General features: G+C 48.9%; 15 protein-coding genes. 13 read left to right on the forward strand and 2 right to left on the reverse strand.

The features are described 5' to 3' along the window. Window positions 1-25 precede the first annotated feature (25 nt). From BZG20_RS11010 to betA, 13 genes are all read left to right on the forward strand, one after another. Window positions 26-604 carry a DJ-1/PfpI family protein gene (locus tag BZG20_RS11010; RefSeq protein WP_077579020.1) on the forward strand — a complete coding sequence of 193 codons (579 nt, stop codon included), beginning with the start codon at window positions 26-28 and terminating at the stop codon, window positions 602-604. 69 nt (window positions 605-673) lie between these two features. Beyond that, a complete protein-coding gene (locus BZG20_RS11015; protein ID WP_077579021.1) occupies window positions 674-1,216 on the forward strand; it encodes a GNAT family N-acetyltransferase in 543 nt (180 codons plus the stop codon). 75 nt (window positions 1,217-1,291) lie between these two features. Next, entirely contained in the window at window positions 1,292-3,376 is a 2,085-nt protein-coding gene (locus BZG20_RS11020) for a M13 family metallopeptidase (protein WP_198531477.1), read from the forward strand. Window positions 3,377-3,456: 80 nt separating this feature from the next. Further along, on the forward strand, window positions 3,457-3,999 hold the full coding sequence (gene rimJ / locus BZG20_RS11025; protein WP_077579022.1) for a ribosomal protein S5-alanine N-acetyltransferase: 543 nt from the start codon (window positions 3,457-3,459) through the stop codon (window positions 3,997-3,999). Window positions 4,000-4,162: 163 nt separating this feature from the next. Further along, a complete protein-coding gene (locus tag BZG20_RS11030; RefSeq protein ID WP_021022754.1) occupies window positions 4,163-4,378 on the forward strand; it encodes a DUF4177 domain-containing protein in 216 nt (71 codons plus the stop codon). Then, entirely contained in the window at window positions 4,378-4,602 is a 225-nt protein-coding gene (gene yidD / locus BZG20_RS11035) for a membrane protein insertion efficiency factor YidD (protein WP_077579023.1), read from the forward strand. Before BZG20_RS11030 ends, yidD begins: the two co-directional genes overlap by 1 nt. Next, window positions 4,602-4,994 (forward strand): hypothetical protein, encoded by a 393-nt coding sequence (locus BZG20_RS11040; protein ID WP_046073042.1) that lies wholly within the window; start codon window positions 4,602-4,604, stop codon window positions 4,992-4,994. The genes yidD and BZG20_RS11040 overlap by 1 nt, the downstream gene beginning before the upstream one ends. 108 nt (window positions 4,995-5,102) lie before the next feature. Next, window positions 5,103-5,630, forward strand: coding sequence for a nucleotidyltransferase family protein (locus BZG20_RS11045; RefSeq protein ID WP_046073043.1), 528 nt, complete (start codon window positions 5,103-5,105; stop codon window positions 5,628-5,630). Between the two features lie 100 nt (window positions 5,631-5,730). Then, the gene (locus tag BZG20_RS11050) at window positions 5,731-6,135 is read left to right on the forward strand and encodes a GNAT family N-acetyltransferase (RefSeq protein WP_338012967.1); all 405 of its coding nucleotides are present in this window, start codon (window positions 5,731-5,733) and stop codon (window positions 6,133-6,135) included. Between the two features lie 237 nt (window positions 6,136-6,372). Continuing rightward, the gene (locus BZG20_RS11055) at window positions 6,373-7,215 is read left to right on the forward strand and encodes a delta-class carbonic anhydrase (RefSeq protein ID WP_077579025.1); all 843 of its coding nucleotides are present in this window, start codon (window positions 6,373-6,375) and stop codon (window positions 7,213-7,215) included. Between the two features lie 12 nt (window positions 7,216-7,227). Beyond that, window positions 7,228-7,680: a GNAT family N-acetyltransferase gene (locus tag BZG20_RS11060; protein ID WP_046073046.1), complete on the forward strand. Its 453-nt coding sequence runs from the start codon at window positions 7,228-7,230 to the stop codon at window positions 7,678-7,680. A gap of 196 nt (window positions 7,681-7,876) precedes the next feature. After that, window positions 7,877-8,611: a GntR family transcriptional regulator gene (locus BZG20_RS11065; protein ID WP_046073785.1), complete on the forward strand. Its 735-nt coding sequence runs from the start codon at window positions 7,877-7,879 to the stop codon at window positions 8,609-8,611. A 109-nt stretch (window positions 8,612-8,720) separates the two neighbouring features. Further along, on the forward strand, window positions 8,721-10,412 hold the full coding sequence (gene betA, locus BZG20_RS11070) for a choline dehydrogenase (RefSeq protein WP_077579026.1): 1,692 nt from the start codon (window positions 8,721-8,723) through the stop codon (window positions 10,410-10,412). A gap of 93 nt (window positions 10,413-10,505) precedes the next feature. Here the strand turns inward: betA and BZG20_RS11075 are convergent, their stop codons facing one another. Together BZG20_RS11075 and BZG20_RS11080 are read right to left on the reverse strand one after the other, a co-directional pair. After that, entirely contained in the window at window positions 10,506-12,464 is a 1,959-nt protein-coding gene (locus tag BZG20_RS11075) for an ATP-binding protein (RefSeq protein WP_077579027.1), read from the reverse strand. 15 nt (window positions 12,465-12,479) lie between these two features. After that, window positions 12,480-14,438: an ATP-binding protein gene (locus BZG20_RS11080; protein WP_077579028.1), complete on the reverse strand. Its 1,959-nt coding sequence runs from the start codon at window positions 14,436-14,438 to the stop codon at window positions 12,480-12,482. Window positions 14,439-14,481: the final 43 nt, after the last annotated feature.

The following is a 14,481-nucleotide window of genomic DNA, read 5'->3' on the forward strand; positions in this document are numbered from 1 at the left end:
ACTTACATGGATGTAAGAGCAAACGATGAATATTGGTATTTATGTGTATGAGCACGCAGAGGTGCTCGATTTTGCCGGACCCTTTGAGGTGTTTAGCACCGCAAAACGTTTGGGCGCGGACAGTTGGCAGGTTGGACTGATTGCTGAACAAGACTCACCTTTGCTGGCGCGCGGCGGTTTGCGTGTCGTGCCAGATTATCATCTCGCCAACCATCCGACGCTTGATGTGCTGCTGGTTGTCGGCGGCGTTCACCATGAGCAAGTTACTAACCCGTCGGTGATCGATTGGGTGAAGCAACAAGATGCGATCACTCAATGTACGGCTTCTGTCTGTACGGGGGCGTTCATACTCGCAGAGGCCGGACTACTCAATGGTCGAAAGGTGATCACGCATTGGGAAGACATGGACGACCTCAGCCGTGCTTATCCGCCATTAAGTGTGGTATCAGGTAAGCGCTGGGTGAGGGATGGAAAATATCTCACCTCCGCAGGTATTTCTGCAGGTATTGATATGAGTTTGCAGCTGGTGGCTGATCTGCACAGCGAAGATTTAGCCTTGCGCGTTGCCAAGCAAATGGATTACCACTGGCAGCGAAACGAGTAGTATGCAGTTTGGATAAGGTACGTAGCGCGATAATAATCACTGTATGCGCTGATAGAATAGGAATTGAGCATGTTCCCAGCCACATGGCGCTCTAAGCGTTTGTGTTTTAGTCCGTTTGAATATTGCGATGCAAAGCGTGTCAAAGCGATGTTTGAGCAAAATCAGCATCTGCAATATCAAGATCCCACGTTTAAACCTTGGTCGTTATCCACCTACCAATCATTGATTGCCGACAGTGCGGAGAAAAAAGCGCCTGATGTGGAAGAGGCGTTTTATCTTCGTCGTATTCAGACCCATGATGGTAAAGATATCGGCTATCTACAAATCTCGCTCAATGCGCCCGATTTACAGAGTGTTTGGCTACCCATGCTCACTATTTCTCCAAGATATCAAAAACATGGCTATGGCAGCGAAGCGGTTGCGAGCGTGATTGAAACCGTGCAAGCTTATGGGGACTATCGACGCATGGGGGTGAATGTTTATGCCGAAAACATTCGCGCGTTTCGATTCTGGTATCAGCAAGGTTTTTGTCGTATTACCCATTTTGAACCCGAGCAAGACGAGGGGCGTGATTATCACTGTGTGGTGCTCTATCGAGACCTTATGTCGTGAGCAGCGCATGTCTTTTTCGGGAATCGACAAGATTACGCTGCTTGAGCCATGTTATGGAAGGAATTAGGTAAACGAATGATGAACAAAAATACAGTCAATCGAGTGCGATTAAAACGCGCCGCAATGGGGGGCGCGCTAGCACTAGGTGTGATGAACTTGGTGCCTGGCCAGGTGTACGCTGCTGACACCACACACGCTGAAGTGCAGCGCGAATCAGGTCTGTATCTACAAGACTTTGATCGTTCGGTTCGCCCGCAAGATAACTTGTTTCGTCACGTCAATGGCACTTGGTACGACCAAACCCAAATCCCCAATGATATGTCCAGCTATGGTGCGTTCCGTATCTTGGCTGAAGAAAATGAAAAGCGCTTGAAAGGGATCATTGATGAGCTGGTGGCGCGTGATGATCTCAAGCCTGGCTCCAACGAGCAAAAGCTGCGTGATTTTTATCTTAGCTATATGGACCAAGATAAAATCGATGCCCTAGGGGTGACGCCAATCAAACCTGAGCTCGATCGTATTGCCGCGATTTCCTCGAAGCCTGCGTTGATTTACGCGATGGCCGATTTGCGACAAGTTGGCGTTGGGATCCCGTTTAGTTTTTATGCGTGGGCCGATGCGAAAAATCCGGACTATAACGCCCTGTATCTGAGCCAAAGCGGGTTGGGGTTGCCGGATAGAGACTATTATTTCCGCGACACCGAGGATGCTGAGCGTATCCGCACCGCTTATAAACGCTATCTCGAAGACATGCTGCGCTTAGCGGGTTACGATCAGGCAAAGCAACGCGCTGCCCGTATTTATCAGTTAGAAAAAACGCTGGCAGAACACCACTGGACACGCGCTAAACGCCGTGACGCGCAAGCAACCTATAACAAAATGCCGATTGAGGCGCTCAACCAGTTGATGGGCGGGTTTGATTATGCACGTTTTGCCAAACGCGCGGGTATCGACAAAGCCGGTGAGGTTGTGGTGCGCATGCCATCTTATTTTGAGGCGCTAGGGCAGGTGTTTGAGCAAACCAGTCTGCAATCGTGGCAAGATTATCTCACCATTCGTACCCTCAATGCCTTTGCACCGCGCCTTAACCATGAGCTGGTTGAACGTCAATTTGCGTTCTACTCCAAAACCCTCAATGGTATTCCTGAACAGCGTGACCGCTGGAAGCGGGGCGTACAAGCCACCGAAGGGGTGTTGGGTGAAGCGCTCGGCCAAGAATATGTCGCGCGCTACTTTCCACCGCAAGCCAAAGCGCGTATGGAAACCATGATTGATAACCTGCGTGCTGCGTTTAAAGACTCGATTGAATCATTATCGTGGATGAGTGATGAAACCAAAGCGAAAGCGTTGGATAAGCTGAGTAAATTCACGCCCAAAATCGGCTACCCAGAGCAATGGGAAGATTACAGCGCGCTGACCATCAACGCCGATGACTTGATTGGCAATAGCAAACGTGCCGCACGCTGGGGCTATCAAGATATGCTGTCGCGGATTGGTGCGCCGGTTGATCGCAAAGAGTGGGGCATGACCCCGCAAACGGTCAACGCTTATTACAGCCCAACCGCCAACGAGATTGTGTTCCCCGCCGGGATCTTACAACCGCCGTTTTTTGACATGAATGCGGATGACGCCGTGAACTATGGCGGTATCGGTGCAGTGATTGGTCATGAAATGGGACACGGTTTTGATGATCAGGGCTCGCGTTATGATGGGGATGGTAACCTTGCAAATTGGTGGACAGATGAGGATCGCGCGCGCTTTGATGCTCGCACCCAAAAGCTGGCTGAGCAATTTAGCCAGTTTGAGCCATTGCCGGGCTTGTTCATTGACGGCAAAGTGTCCTTGGGTGAGAACATTGGTGATTTAGTCGGTTTGACTACCGCCTTCCGCGCCTATCAAAAATCGTTGCACGGTGAACCGTCTCCTGTGATGGACGGGTATACCGGCGAGCAGCGATTCTTCCTCAGCTGGGGGCAGATATGGAAAATGAAAATGCGTGAAGATGCGCTGCGTGAGCGCGTGTCACTGGGCCCGCATGCGCCACCAAAGTATCGAGTGCTGGGTGCGCCGCGTAATGTGCCTGCGTTCTATGAAGCCTTTGATATTAAAGAAGGGGATGGCATGTATTTACCCGAAGATCAGCGGGTGAATATCTGGTAGTCTCTGATGCCGCCTCCAAGGCGGCATTTTTTATAGAATTTAGTACTGTCCGTCGCGCCAATCGATGCAAGGAGGCCCAAGTGCTAAGCACGCCAAGGACGAGATTAGTTTTACTTCCCCCAGAAAAAGCCGACCTGATGGCGCAGTTTTATCAGCGAAATCGTGCTCACCTTTCCCCATGGGAGCCCATACGTCCTGCCGCATTTTACCGCGAAGACTATTGGCAGCGCGCGCTGCAAGAGGCGAAAGACTTGTTTCAACAGCAGCAAGCCTTCAAGTTTGTGATTTTGCATCATGAACGGGACGATGTGATAGGGGTGTGCAATTTCACCAACGTGATTCACGGCGCTTTTCAAGCGTGTCTGTTAGGTTATGCCGCTGACAAGCATTATCAAGGCCAGGGCTACATGCACGAAGCCATCCAAGCAGGCATCCGTTTTGTGTTTGAGCAGGTTGGGTTGCACCGTGTGATGGCCAACTATATTCCCGATAATACGCGCAGTGAGCGGCTACTTACCAAGCTGGGGTTTGAGCGCGAAGGCTATGCTCGCCGTTACCTCAAAATCAACGGCCGTTGGCAAGACCATGTGCTAACTGCGAAACGTAATTCTTTGCTTGAATAGCAAGACAATGAGTAATTCGCGTGAACTGGCTTCAAAAAAATACACCTTTAATAATAAGTTTTTGAACAAACAAAAAAATTCTTACAAAATGTGCCGGTTTTTTGGCAGGGGTGTTCAACGATGACCACACCTGGTTATGTTGTTGTGAGTTTGAGGATAAAAGATGAGTAAGTTTACCGAGTATAAAGTCGTTCATATTGTTGAAGGTGGCTGCGGCACCTTGCTACTGGGCTCAAGTGGATTACCGTTGCAACGCTTAGAAGCAGAGCTAAACCAGTATGCACAAGACGGCTGGCAGGTTGTTTTTCAAGTTATTGAAAAGAAACGCTATATGCTATTCTGGCAACGTGAAGCGGTGATTGTGACTTTGGGTCGCTAATGCTCAAGTATTTGTCGCTCTCTTTGATCCACCGCTATCAAGCAAAAGGTGGATCAAAGAAACTGTTTAATATTGAGTGTAACTTCGAGCCGACGTGCTCGGAGTATACACGCCAAGCCATCGAAAGATACGGCGCAATCCGTGGCTGGCAACTTGGTTTGGCGCGCGTTCGCCGCTGCAATAACCCCAATGCGCTAGAAAAAATTTACGATGAGGTGCCTTAATGCGTTTTACCCAACCAATAGAAGCGCTAGAAGCACAAGAGGTCGAACTTAAGCAACAGGTAAATGGCTTAACTCAAAGCCAGAAAAAACGCTTTTTTGCCGAGCAATCAAGACAGCTTAAAGATCCCGATACTTACGCGGCGCTGAATTGGGGATTCTTAGGGGGGATACATCATCTTTACTTGCGAAAGTATGGGTTGTTTGTCGTAGAATGTACGCTGTTGGTCATCGCCATTATCGGCTTAGTACTGAATCAGCCTTATTTTGGTTTGATTTTGGCGGGTTTAGTGCTATTTGAATTACCACAGCTGTTTTTTGCCCAGAAGATTGCCAGGCAGTACAACTACCATGTATCACGTGAAATATTTGAAGACATCCGCCGCGGTGGTTAACCCATGAAGCGTCGTCGGATCCGTAAACGTCATCAGCACCAGTTCTTTTTATGCCAGAAGACATACCGACGCGCCTTGATTGACTTGATTGAGGCAGATCCTGTTAGGATGCGTGCACTTCGCTGTGTTCAAGCCTTAAACCTCCCTCAGTGTTATATTGCCGCTGGATTTATTCGTAATTTGGTGTGGGATGCGCTTCACAAGTACTCGTCGAGTACACTTAACGATATTGATGTTGTCTTCTATGATCCTGAAGATACCAGTACAGAACGCGAACAATATTTAGAGCAGCTACTGCAAAAGACCATGCCAGAAATGACTTGGCAGGTACGTAACCAGGCGCGAATGCACGAGAAACACCAAGATCCTCCTTATGCAAGTACACTGGATGCGATGCGCTTTTGGCCAGAGAAAGAAACCGCGATTGCTGTTCGCCTTGATATGAACCAACGCTGCGAAGTCATCGCTGCCTTTGGGGTTCAATCTTTGTTTGAATTGAAGCTTAGCCATAATCCTGCCCGCCCATGGCAAGTGTTTCAGCAGCGCCTTGATGATAAACAATGGTTAACGCATTGGCCCAAACTTACAGTCACTACTCAGTGTTCTGTGGCTGCGAAGCCAATAGAGCACGAGTAAGCGCCAATAGGGTGCGCATGGGCACAGATTGTCCCTACTACACAGGGCATAATATGCCGTGTGTTGAACAGTATGGATAGCTAAGCCAATGAAATACCGCATGGATGCGAGCCCGAGTGACGACGATGTCGCTGCCATTCAACAGCAGCTACAGCAAAGCAACGCCCCTTTTTTGGCTGGCCTTCCTGAAGGCTCTCTTGCCGGCTATGCTTACAATGATAACGATGAACGCATCGGCGGGGTTGTGGCGAATACATGGGGGCAATGGCTATTGATTAAATACCTTTGGGTCGATGACGCCTTCCGTCATCGCCACGTGGGGAGCCATTTATTGAGTAATTTGGAAGAGTACGCCAAGGCGTCGGGCTGCAAAATGGCGTTTGTTGATACCTTAAGCTTCCAAGCCAAACCTTTCTACGAAAAGCAGGGCTATCAATGTCAGATGACATTGGATGACTACCCGTTGAATCACGCCTTACACTTTATGACCAAACCGCTTAGTTGATTGACGCACTGAGTTAATCTTGGCTTTAGAAGCCAAGAGGGGCGGGCTTATTCGTTGTCAAAGGCGCAGTGACCTCTCACCGTTACTCGCAAGCCTATGGTTTTCTGCATTTTTCAGTGATGGCGATTCCAAAATCGTTCTTTAACCTGACCGTTACACACTTTTTTACGAGAGAGATCAATATACTAGCGTTCAGTGCGAATAGACTCGCGGGTTTTTACTGATATAAAAAGGCCTATGAAAACGTTACTTTCTCTTGCCTCCTTGTCGCTAGGCATACTCGTTACCTCTACATCATTAGCAGCGTCCGATAAGAGCGACGAAATCACCAAACAGCGTGATGAGCTTGCGCACGCGACTCAAGATAAAGGGTTCGGCCCCCAATCGCCGCGTGATATTGATGCCATTCACGGTACCAACCCGCAGCAATTTAGCTATGCACCGCCAGCGCAATCGATGAATCTCTGTAATATCCACTTCCATAAAAATGCAGAGCACAAAGGCGGGGAGTTCACGCGTTTCGCAGGGGCTGGGGACGGTCACGGCTACCACAGTGGCTACCTGTATTCAGGTGCTTTATCGGACAGTGAACGCGCGTCTTACGACCAGCCCGTCTGTGCAAGCCAGCATCAATCTGTCAGCGTTGGGGACACGCTGGAGCTGCATTACGTCTACAGTTCCGCCTCTGTGGCGCCTGGACCAACACTTGGCGCGTGCCTGAGTGAGGCGACCCATAATCCGCAGTTACGTGTTGAGGCACAAGTGTTGGTTGTGGTTAATGATCCCAAGGCGAGTGACTTTGCTCAGCTTGCTAAAGTGGCTCAACGTAAAGGGCGTTACCAAGCGATCAATTTACCAGAAGATAGCGGTCACCCCGTCACTTACTTAGGCTCAACCACAGGACCAGGCTATAACCAAAAAGGCTCTCCTTTCCAAGTCACATGGCGTGTCCGTCCACACGTCAAGAAAGTTGATATTGCTAGTGTGCAGCGCTGGTGCCACGCGAATGTATTTGATGAGCATCATGCCCACGGTGTAAGGAATCTCGTGATCAACCCTGCACTGCTGTCAGGCCGATAATCAGGAGGAACCATGGTATCGACTTCCGAGACGTCACTTCGCTTGCGTCGTATGCGACCAGCGGACACAGATGTCGTGCTTGATATCTGGTTAAACGCGTCATTAACCGCGCATGACTTTATCAGCGAGGACTTTTGGTACCAACAGCGCGAGGCGATGCGATCAGCCTATTTGCCGATGGCGGAAGTATGGGTCGCTGAGCGAGAAGGGCTTATTGAGGGTTTTTATGCGCTTCATGACCATACATTAGCGGCGATTTTTGTGTCACCTAACAAGCAGGGACAAGGTGTGGGCAGTCAGTTGTTGATGCATGCTAAGCAACAAAAAACCGTCATTGATTTGACCGTTTACCAGAAAAACAAAGCCAGTTATGCCTTTTATCAGCGTCATGGATTTGTGGTCGACCGCGAGCAAACCGATCCCCATACGGGTGAACGAGAGTGGCGAATGGTTTACCAAAGTTAGTTGCCGTTTATATCATGTAAAAATCCCGCTTCGGTGAAAACCAAGCGGGATTTTTTGTTTTTATCAATTATATCAACACCATACTGGTCTTTCCGATGATATTTAATGGTCGTACCAAAAGAAGAGTCGCTAGAGGGTATTTGACTTTATAATGCAAAAATTGCTAGTTTGGTACTACCAAATCAAAGGGGTAACCATGACGACATCCACCAGTAGCCTGTTTCACCCGGTCCAAATGGGCCGAGCGAGTGAAGATGTAGCATTGCAAATCGAGTCGGCGATTTTGTCTGAGGCGTTAAAGCCGGGGGATAAATTGCCCAGTGAGCGTGAACTGCAGCAACAATTTGGTACTGGCCGTGGTGTGGTGCGAGAAGCCATTCAGTCACTCAAGCAAAAAGGCTTGATTGAAATCCGTAAAGGCCAAAAAGGTGGTGCGGTAGTACGTCAGGTTGATGTGCATAACATTAGTGAATCACTGGCGCTTTTTCTCAAGCAAAGCCATGTACAAGCAGACAAGGTGGCGGAGTTTCGTGAAACCGTTGATCAAAGCCTGGTGTTGCTCGCCATTAGCCGTGGTACCGACTCGCAAAAACAACAGCTCAGTGAAAGCGTCACAGAGCTTGCGGCACTCGCCGCTGAAGAGAATCCGGATTTGGATCGCTTAGGAGAGCTCGATCGCGCACTGAACCTGCTGATTGCTGCGATGTCAGGCAACCCGATTTTTGAATGGGTGATGCATGCTATCCAGCAAGGGTTTAGTTCGCACGATTACGCCCTTTATCAGGCGGCAAAATATCGTCGCCAAACCGTGGAAAACTGGCAACAGACCGTTAACCACATTATCGCTGCCGAGCCGTTTAAGGCGCAGGCAACGATTAGCCACCACTATCGGTTGCTACAACAATGCATTGATGAACAAACATCAAGCTAATTATAAAAATTTCAAAAAGGAAACCTCTACACAATCATACCCATTACCTGTGTTGCGACTGTTCCGGGCTAATGCCCTGCACACGGGAAGGACAAAATTTGGAGGTTTTATGGGACAGCAACAAAATTACGACTATATCATTGTCGGTGCAGGCTCGGCAGGCTGTGTTCTGGCGAACCGCCTAAGTGCTAACCCAGATAACAACGTATTGCTACTCGAGGCAGGGCGGCCAGACTATCGGTTGGATTTTCGCATCCACATGCCTGCCGCATTAACTTATTTGCTTACCGATAGCACATACAACTGGCTGTATGAGTCTGAGCCCGAGCCAAATATGCACAATCGTCGTATTGCACAGCCTCGCGGTAAAGTGCTCGGTGGTAGTAGTAGCATTAATGGCATGATTTATATTCGCGGCAACGCGTTGGATTATGAAAAGTGGGCCAACGAACATGGACTTAAAACGTGGGATTATGCCCATTGTTTACCGTATTTCCGTAAATGCGAAACACGTTTGGCCGGTCAAAATGATTATCACGGTAATAATGGCCCGCTGGCCATCACTACCGCGAACTGTGATAACCCTTTGTTCAGTGCTTTTTTTGATGCGACGCAGCAAGCAGGTTATCCGTTGACGGACGATGTGAACGGTTACCAGCAAGAAGGCTTTGGTATTTTCGATCAAAATATCTATCGAGGTCGTCGCCACAGCGCGGCTCGGGCGTACTTACACCCGGTGATGAACCGTAAGAACCTTACAGTGATCACTGGCGCGACAACAGACAAAGTGCTGTTCGAAAACAAAACCGCGATTGGCGTGGAATACCGTAAATGGGGACGGACGAAAACCGCGTATGGCGCCGAAATCATCAGCTGTGGTGGTGCAATCAACTCACCGAAGCTATTGCAGCTTTCAGGCATTGGCGATGAGACCATGTTGAAAAATTTGGGTGTTAAGCCTGTTCATCATTTGCCTGGGGTGGGAGAGAACTTGCAAGACCATCTTGAACTCTACGTGCAGTATGAATGTAAAGAACCGGTCAGCATGTATCCCGCGCTTAAGTTCCACAATCAACCGAAAATTGGTTTTGATTGGCTATTCCGTCGTAAAGGCGCAGCGGCCACCAACCACTTTGAAGCGGGTGGTTTTGTGCGAGGTAATGATGAGGTGGCGTATCCGAACTTGCAGTTCCACTTTTTGCCACTGGCGATCCGTTATGATGGCTCGGCACCGAACAAAGGACATGGTTTCCAGTTGCATGTCGGACCAATGAATACCGATGTGCGTGGCCATGTTAAAATTCGCAGCACGAACCCGGATGAGAAGCCAGAGATCTTCTTTAACTATCTCTCCACGCCACAAGAGCGTAAAGAGTGGGTCGAAGCAATCCGTGTATCCCGTGATATTATCGCCCAGCCGGCCTTTGATCATCTACGTGGCAAAGAACTCTCGCCCGGGAGCGCGGCGCAAACAGATCAGGAGATCCTCGATTTTGTGGCACGCGAAGGGGAAAGTGCTTATCACCCAAGCTGTACCTGTAAAATGGGCTTGGCGAGCGACGAAATGGCGGTGGTCGATGAGTCACTCAAGGTACATGGCGTCAATAACCTGCGTGTGGTCGATGCCTCCGTGTTCCCCGCGATCACCAATGGCAACTTGTACGCGCCGACGATTATGGTGGCGGAAAAAGCAGCGGACATGATCATGGGGCACACTCTTTCACCAGCGAAAGATGCGGAATACTACCGCTACCTGCCTGACCATACTCCGGCACCGGAAAAAGACGCGGCGCTTGTCTAACTGCCCGTGTACGCGTTAACGACAAGAGCCAGTCTTGTGCTGGCTCTTGCTCATTATCTTTTCCTTGGTTCCGTGTTCTTATGGCTGAATCGGTTATTCAGTAGAACTTTCAGTTTGTGGCGCAGATGTTTCTGTCAAAAACTTAGGCAGGCTGAGCACCACGGTAACCCCCTGATTGATATTGGAATCGAAATGAAGTTTTCCTTGCAGTTTTTGGTGCACCAGATTGAAAACGAGATTAAGGCCGAGCCCTGAACCGCCTTTACCGCGTGAGCTGGTGTAGAAGGGCTCAAAAATACGTTGGTGAAGTTCGGGCGCAACCCCGACACCATTATCGGTATAGCGGATTTCCACGATCTCACCTTTATCGGCAATACGAATGTGAATACGAGGATCATTAACCGTATCAAAGGCATGGCGGACACTGTTCATCACCAAGTTGGAAATAACCTGGGTAAGCACTCCGGGCAGGCTACTCATAACAAGCTTAGCGTCGCCCTCGACGATAGGCACAACCGGTACTTTCTTGGTTTCGGGGCGCAAACTTCCCATTAATGCTTCAAGTGTTTGCACGGGGCGGAATTGACTCCGATTTTCAGAGACTTGGTCGACCGCTGTTTGTTTGAAATCCCGAATTAATCGTGCGGCACGATTGAGGTTGTTTTCTAGCATATGTGTGCCATCCGTGACCTGTTTCATCACGGTGGCATACTGCTCACTGGTCAAGGTTTTTTGCTCGAATGCGCGGTTAAGTGTGGAAACCGCGTCTTTGATCACTGAATTAGCCGTTACCGCGATACCTAGGGGCGTGTTCACCTCGTGGGCAACGCCCGCTACCAAGCTACCCAACGCGGCGAGCTTTTCGGATTCTACCAGTTGATTTTGCGCGGCTTTAAGGTTTTCCATACTCTGCGCGAGATCCTGGGTTCGTGCTTCAACGGTCGCTTCTAAACTCTGGTTCAGTTGCTCGAGTTCCAACTGGGTCGTTTTAAGCTCGGTGATATCAATCGCGGTTCCGCGAAAGCCCGTGAAGCCGTGTTCGGTGAAATGTGCTATTCCTTGGAATACAAAGTAGTAGGTGTGTTTCCCCAAGGTGATTTTTTCTTCACACATGGTGAAATCATCGTATGTGTCCAAACAGTTTAACAGTGATGTGCAGTGACTCAGTGCGGGTACTGACTTTATTTTGGGGTTATTTTCAATCGAGATCGCGAGCGCCGCTTGCATCGCTTCAGAGCAAAATGTCAGTCGCTGCGTGGCATCGGTCTCCCATAACCAATCTGAAGCGGCGTTAGTGAAATCAGATAACCGCGCCTGTTCTAAGGCGATATTCCTATAGAGGCTCGTCATCCGCAAGGTGATTTTATTGGTTTCGTCCGCCAGCCAATCGAGTTCATCACTTTTTTCCATAATGAACTTACGATGTTTCAACCGCAAAGGTTCGTGGACAGGTTCGAGAGGATCAAAGCTAGCCAAGTGCTTGGTGATAGCAAATACACGTTGGCTGACGCTTTGGTGGAAGACCCATAAAATCAGCGAGCAGACAATCAGGGTTTTTATCCCGTTCAAAACGAGCGTAACGAGAAATTGCTGTAACAAGAGGTCATAGATTTTTTGCGCGTCAGATTCGACGCGTAAGGTGCCCAAATTAATGCGGCGATTGGTGTCGGGGTGGAAATAATTGAGCTCCGTCTGGCTGACCACATTACTGCTGGAAAGTGGTTTTCCTGCATCCAACACCACGCCATCAAACTCAATCGAGAGATAGTCGATATAGGGAAGGTTGACTAGGCCATCCAGTCGATTTTGCGCACTCACAAGGTCAAACACCCATAAAGACGACGCAATTAAGTCGGCGTGGACGTTTTGAATTTCCGCATGGCGGCGGTCAACATGGTCAAAGGCTTCCTCGTAATCCCATGATAGCTGCAGTAGCGTGGTTAATATGGTAAAAAAACCACTGAGTAGGACCATCAGCAGAATGATTCGGCGGCCAACAATACTAAAAAGTGGGTGCTTGAGACCTTGTTCAAACCTTTCTAGCTTTTCCATTCTATGCGCATCACCTTACTCTTTGCTTTCACTCGCGTAGCGGGCTATTTGGCTTGATAAGCTTAGGGGGATCAGAAACATAAACTTCACGCCTTGCCCGGGTGCTGATTCAAATTGCAGCTCGCCGCCTAGCTTTTGTTTGACGAGGTTAAAGACCAGATTGAGGCCAAGCCCTGAGCCTCCTCGCCCGCGTTTACTGGTATAAAACGGTTCAAAAATGCGATGGTGAAGGGATTGCTCTACACCACAACCATTATCTTGGTAACAGAGATAAAGGTGGTCTCCTTGTCTTTCAAATTCGATCGTTATTTTAGGGTTATCGGTCTCGTCAAAGGCATGGTTGATGCTATTCATCACGAGGTTAGAGACGACCTGGGTGATGACGCCGGGTAAGCTATACATGAGTATGTCAGGCTCGCCACTGACCTCGGGAGTCACCGGGATTTTACGGGTTTCTGGGTGTAAGCTGGCGACGAGTGCGTCTATTGTCTGTTTGACATCAAATTCGGTGAGCGCTTCTGATACTTGGTCAACCGCGGTCTGTTTAAAGTCACGAATAAGGTGGGTCGCACGCTTGAGGTTGTTCTCCAGCATGACTACGCTGTCGTTCACTTGTTTAATCAATGAAGCAAACTGCGTGCTGGTCAACGTTTGTTCCTCAAACGCTTGATTGAGCGTGTGGGTGATATCTTTAATCACGGATGATGCGGTGACGGCGATGCCTAAAGGGGTGTTGACCTCATGCGCAACACCTGCCACTAGACTCCCCAGTGCCGCGAGCTTTTCCGACTCGACCAACTGTTCTTGTGCCGCTTTTAAGTGCTCCATATTCTCTTGGAGTTCACGGGTTCGTTCATCAACGGTTTCTTCTAGGTTATGGTTTAATGTTTCCAGTTCAAACTGGGCCGTTTTCAGCGCGGTGATATCGATGCCCGTGCCTCTGAAACCGCGAAAACCATCAATACCGTGATGGGCAAGCGCCTGAAAGACAAAATACCGGCTTTCACCCTCAACGGGTACGATCTCTTCACACATCGAAAAGTCCTGCTGTCGATGAAGATTGGCCATGAATTGGTGACAACCGACAGCAGAAAGCAACTTGTCAAGGTGCGGATACTGGTTGGGATTAAGGTCAAACGCCAACCGCATCGGATCGGAGCAAAAGGTCAGCTTGAGATCGGCGTCGGTTTCCCACAGCCAATCTGAAGAGACATGGGTAAAGTCAGACAAGCGCTCCCGTTCTAGCATAATATTGCGATAGAGCGTTGACATATTCTGGGTGATTTTATTGGTTTCGGCTGCTAGCCAGTCGAGCTCGTCTTCTTTTTCCATGATGTAGCGTTTGCGGGGCAAGGTCAGCTTTTCTTCGTTGGGATCAAGCGGATTGTACTGACGTAAAAACTGCGCCACTTTAAACACGCGTTGGCTGACGGTATGGTGAAACACCAACAAAATGAGGTAGCAAACAATGAGTGTTTTTATTGCGTTCAATAGCAGTGTGATAAAAAAGTGTTGTATCAGATCATTGTAGATAGCGTTCGTGTTGGATTCGACGTAGATAGTACCAATCCGTTGGATTTTCCCCGTATCGGGGTCGTCATACTGGAGCGGATACTCATTGACCATTTTACTCACGGCTAAGGGGGATCCCGCTTCAAAGAGGTAGTTCTCTGAGCGCACGGCTAAATAATCAACATGTGGCAAATTGATTAACCCATCAATGCGCTCTTGGACACTGGTTAAGTCATAGATCCAAAGCGAGCTGGCGAGTAAGTCGGCATGAATGTGTTCAATTTCGTAGTGTCGGCTGTCCACCAGATCGAACGCTTCATCGTAATCCCAATAGGTTTGTAGCAAGGTGGTGAGAATGGTAAAAAAGCCACTGAGCAAAATCATGATCAGCAAAATCCGTCTTCCTACTAAGCTGAAGAACGGATTACGGATGCTGTCATCAAATTTGTGGCTTCGGCTCATAGACAGTTTGATCTGTTATATATCGTGATTAAGACCCAAGGCG

Origin of the sequence: Salinivibrio sp. IB868 (genome assembly GCF_001995655.1) — a bacterium.
Classification (GTDB): domain Bacteria; phylum Pseudomonadota; class Gammaproteobacteria; order Enterobacterales; family Vibrionaceae; genus Salinivibrio; species Salinivibrio siamensis.

What these genes read in the sequence shown, in the direction of transcription:
- BZG20_RS11045 (WP_046073043.1), top strand. Translation starts at nt 5,103, where the DNA reads ATGCGTGCACTTCGCTGTGTTCAAGCCTTAAACCTCCCTCAGTGTTAT.
- BZG20_RS11040 (WP_046073042.1), top strand. Translation starts at nt 4,602, where the DNA reads ATGCGTTTTACCCAACCAATAGAAGCGCTAGAAGCACAAGAGGTCGAA.
- BZG20_RS11020 (WP_198531477.1), top strand. Translation starts at nt 1,292, where the DNA reads ATGATGAACAAAAATACAGTCAATCGAGTGCGATTAAAACGCGCCGCA.
- BZG20_RS11010 (WP_077579020.1), top strand. Translation starts at nt 26, where the DNA reads ATGAATATTGGTATTTATGTGTATGAGCACGCAGAGGTGCTCGATTTT.
- BZG20_RS11030 (WP_021022754.1), top strand. Translation starts at nt 4,163, where the DNA reads ATGAGTAAGTTTACCGAGTATAAAGTCGTTCATATTGTTGAAGGTGGC.
- BZG20_RS11065 (WP_046073785.1), top strand. Translation starts at nt 7,877, where the DNA reads ATGACGACATCCACCAGTAGCCTGTTTCACCCGGTCCAAATGGGCCGA.
- yidD (WP_077579023.1), top strand. Translation starts at nt 4,378, where the DNA reads ATGCTCAAGTATTTGTCGCTCTCTTTGATCCACCGCTATCAAGCAAAA.
- BZG20_RS11075 (WP_077579027.1), bottom strand. Translation starts at nt 12,464, where the DNA reads ATGGAAAAGCTAGAAAGGTTTGAACAAGGTCTCAAGCACCCACTTTTT.
- BZG20_RS11060 (WP_046073046.1), top strand. Translation starts at nt 7,228, where the DNA reads ATGGTATCGACTTCCGAGACGTCACTTCGCTTGCGTCGTATGCGACCA.
- BZG20_RS11055 (WP_077579025.1), top strand. Translation starts at nt 6,373, where the DNA reads ATGAAAACGTTACTTTCTCTTGCCTCCTTGTCGCTAGGCATACTCGTT.
- betA (WP_077579026.1), top strand. Translation starts at nt 8,721, where the DNA reads ATGGGACAGCAACAAAATTACGACTATATCATTGTCGGTGCAGGCTCG.
- BZG20_RS11080 (WP_077579028.1), bottom strand. Translation starts at nt 14,438, where the DNA reads ATGAGCCGAAGCCACAAATTTGATGACAGCATCCGTAATCCGTTCTTC.
- BZG20_RS11050 (WP_338012967.1), top strand. Translation starts at nt 5,731, where the DNA reads ATGGATGCGAGCCCGAGTGACGACGATGTCGCTGCCATTCAACAGCAG.
- BZG20_RS11015 (WP_077579021.1), top strand. Translation starts at nt 674, where the DNA reads ATGTTCCCAGCCACATGGCGCTCTAAGCGTTTGTGTTTTAGTCCGTTT.